The following is a 3,148-nucleotide window of genomic DNA, read 5'->3' on the forward strand; positions in this document are numbered from 1 at the left end:
ATCTCGTACATTCAGTGTAAAATTAAGCCCTGGGTTTTCTAATAAAAATTTTGCATAATCCATTTTCACCTTAACTGGTGACACACCAAATACCTTTTCATAAAATTCAATAGACTTCTCTAAATCAGTAACATTTATACCAACATGAACATATCTCATAACTTATTCCTCCTCTTAAAATAATATTAATCAATTTTTTTTGATTAATAGGGCAAAATTTTAACAACAGCTCCCTTTTCCTGTTTTTCTAAAGATACAGCATAATTCTTCTGATAATAAATTATTTACTTCCTCATCATTTAAATCATAATAACTCCACGTACCTTTTGTTTCTTTTACAATTAAACCGGCATCTAACAGGATTTTTAAATGATATGACAACTTAGATTGTGTCATTTCGAAAAACTCTGTTAAATCACACACACAAGTCTGGCCTCGCTGACAAAGTTCATACATAATCTCTAAACGCTTCTGATCGGCCAACGCTTTAAATTTTTTCTCATAGAGCTGAAAATCTTGTGCCATTTTAGTTCACTCCCCCTTCATCAACTTTTTTTGATGTTTATAGTATATACGCTGATTAATTTATTATGCAACTAATTAATCAAAATTTTTTGATTTACAAAAAATCCCTCAAATCATATCTTTGCTACAACTAAAAAGGACCATAGCCTTTCCAAAAATGAAAAACTACGGTTCTTTTTACAACTTAATAGTTACAATATTTCCGAGGAATGGAGTCTCTATAACTGTTTTAAATTTTAATTTGACCATTATAGAGTAGTGCCCCATCACCATCAAGCTAAGAAAAACAAATACCCCCAAATGAAAAAAATCGATATAACTCTTCGGCAAATAAAGATAACTCTTGTTTTTGGTGCATATTCATAAAAAGCACGTCACCCTTTCTCATTAACATAAGAGAATAGTAATGTGCTTTTAATTTCAAAAATGGTCTAAATCCTTAAGTTGATGGTTGTGGGGCGGGACCCCAATAAGAACGGTATCTAAGGTTGTATGAGAGGTGTTAGTTCCATTCCAAAGGCCTCAGCCTACGATTAACTCAAGTACCGATTTCGGATGACCCCCATGTGATGAAGTTCGTGTCCTGCGATGCCGTACGCGAGGGCGCGCGCCGTAATGCTTAGGTTGTTGGCTGTGCCCTTGCGGGTCCACGCCTCCGCCGGTAGCCCGCGCAGCAATGTGATCGTTGATTGCCGTACGGCCCGGTAGTCTTCGGCCAATTGCGCGGTTGTCCACCTTCCGAAAGGAGGCATGAACAATTCCTGATCAAAACCAGTCAGAGGCGTCTGGTCCCCTCTTGCGAACCGGAGCAGGCGGTAGGTCATGACACGTTCCGAGTCTGCAATGTGGCCCACGACTTCTTTCAGCGTCCATTTTCCTTCAGCATACCGATACGCGTACTGGCTTTCGGTCAACGATGCCAGGAGCTCGGTCATTTGCTTTTCCTGGGCGAGCAGAATATCGATGATGTTACCGTCCGGTACCAAACGGATATATTCGCCGGAGTTCCCGGCGTATTCTTCTTCTGACGGTCTTTGATTCATGCGTAGTCACCTCTTATATGTAGATATAGAAAATTATAGCACTCGTCTATGTCTAATAAATTCGCGAAATGATGGAACTTTCCTTCTAATAATTGAGGATAAGCAACTATTTAGTTTGTCGGTCGCCACACTATCCTGATTCGTTAGCACAATAAGCAATGTTAATCAATAATGCATAAAAATTATCTGTTATACAATATTTCGAAGTTATTAATATATAAAGGTAACACCTTCTTTTTTAATTTAAAGATGGATTTTCAATTATATTTTGAAATGAATCGGAGTAAAACACACTAGTCTAACTACTTTTTTATAAACATCGTAACATTATTTCCCCCCCATATTTCCATCAATTTGAGAAATGTATTCTTCTCAAAAATGAAAATCGACCTAAGATCCTATGGACAACTATGAAAGGATGAAATTTTCGTTTTGGGGATATTTCAGAAGTATAGCTTGATAGATATGGGGTGGGACCCCATACAGTACGATTTTATTTCAAAGACACAACGATCTTACTACACACTGTTTATTTATCCCACACTCTCATCTGCTAGTATTACTATTTTTTATTACTAATGTTGCCGTTTCACTCGGATGGCTAAGAGGAAAATGATGGCCATATGGAACAAAATCAACCTTACCAAGATGCGATGGAGCAGAATAGCCTCTGTCATAATCCCCCCAAATAATGTGAAGATTATACTTTGTTACTTCATTGAAATCACCTTGATCGTTTTTCAGTAGTAAACTGTTAAGCTGAACCGTAGTATTTAAAATTCTAGGAGAAGTAAAACTGTTACTTATTTTTTCGATATAATGTTCAGGGATGCTCTCCATACTTTCAAACAAACCATTACTTAATAAATAACGCCCTATCAAATTAGTAGTTGCCAATTTTAATGTCCATTTGTTCATAAATTGAGGAACATTTAGCGATTTAGCATTTTTTTTAGCAACAGGTGGCTGAAGTAAAGTGATTGAATACTTCTTATCTATGTACTCTTGTACCAATGCTTCCAGAAGAATAAACGCACCGAATGAATGGCCAATTAGATGTGCACCATTAGTAGCTTTCTCCAATAACTTTTTCACTACATTCAAATAGATATCTAGAATATTTTTCTCTCGTTTAAAAGGAGAACGTCCCAAACCTGGAAGATCCAAGATCCATACAGGTTGACCAGTTTTTTCATGAAGCTCTTGTGCTAAAGGAAATAAATCCTCTCCATCACTCAATAAACCATGTAATAAAATAAACGGTTTACCCTCTCCGTGTAATTGGTAAAGGGTAGTGTTATCGCATAATGTTCGTTTAAATAAATGATTATGCTGGCCATTTTGATACATCATTCGATAATCCAGATCAGCTACTACGGCAGGGAAAAATTTCATTACACTCGTCTTCTTAAACCAATCTCCTCCCATAATTTTTTTCGCTGAAACATTTGAAAATTTTCGTTTTGTAATAAAATTCAGTCCATCAGAAGGAATTTTTGTTATTTTACTTACTCCACTATTCATAATTGCTTTCATAAATGGCATTGGGACAGAGATTTTTGGTACCCTCATATTCATAC

4 protein-coding genes are annotated in these 3,148 nt (G+C 36.3%); all 4 read right to left on the reverse strand.

What is annotated here, in order from left to right; genetic code table 11:
• On the reverse strand, positions 1-159 hold a 159-nt coding region (locus tag AC1DTM_RS21130; protein ID WP_477000798.1), incomplete at its 3' end, for a VOC family protein.
• A gap of 60 nt (positions 160-219) precedes the next feature.
• On the reverse strand, positions 220-525 hold the full coding sequence (gene arsR, locus AC1DTM_RS21135) for an arsenical resistance operon transcriptional regulator ArsR (RefSeq protein ID WP_016105339.1): 306 nt from the start codon (positions 523-525) through the stop codon (positions 220-222).
• A 533-nt stretch (positions 526-1,058) separates the two neighbouring features.
• Positions 1,059-1,568, reverse strand: a complete 510-nt coding sequence (locus AC1DTM_RS21140; RefSeq protein ID WP_016105340.1) for a DinB family protein — start codon at positions 1,566-1,568, stop codon at positions 1,059-1,061.
• A 546-nt stretch (positions 1,569-2,114) separates the two neighbouring features.
• A partial coding sequence (locus tag AC1DTM_RS21145; protein ID WP_477000797.1) for an alpha/beta hydrolase occupies positions 2,115-3,148 on the reverse strand: 1,034 nt, incomplete at its 5' end.

Source organism: Bacillus sp. P4_D3, assembly GCF_056401855.1.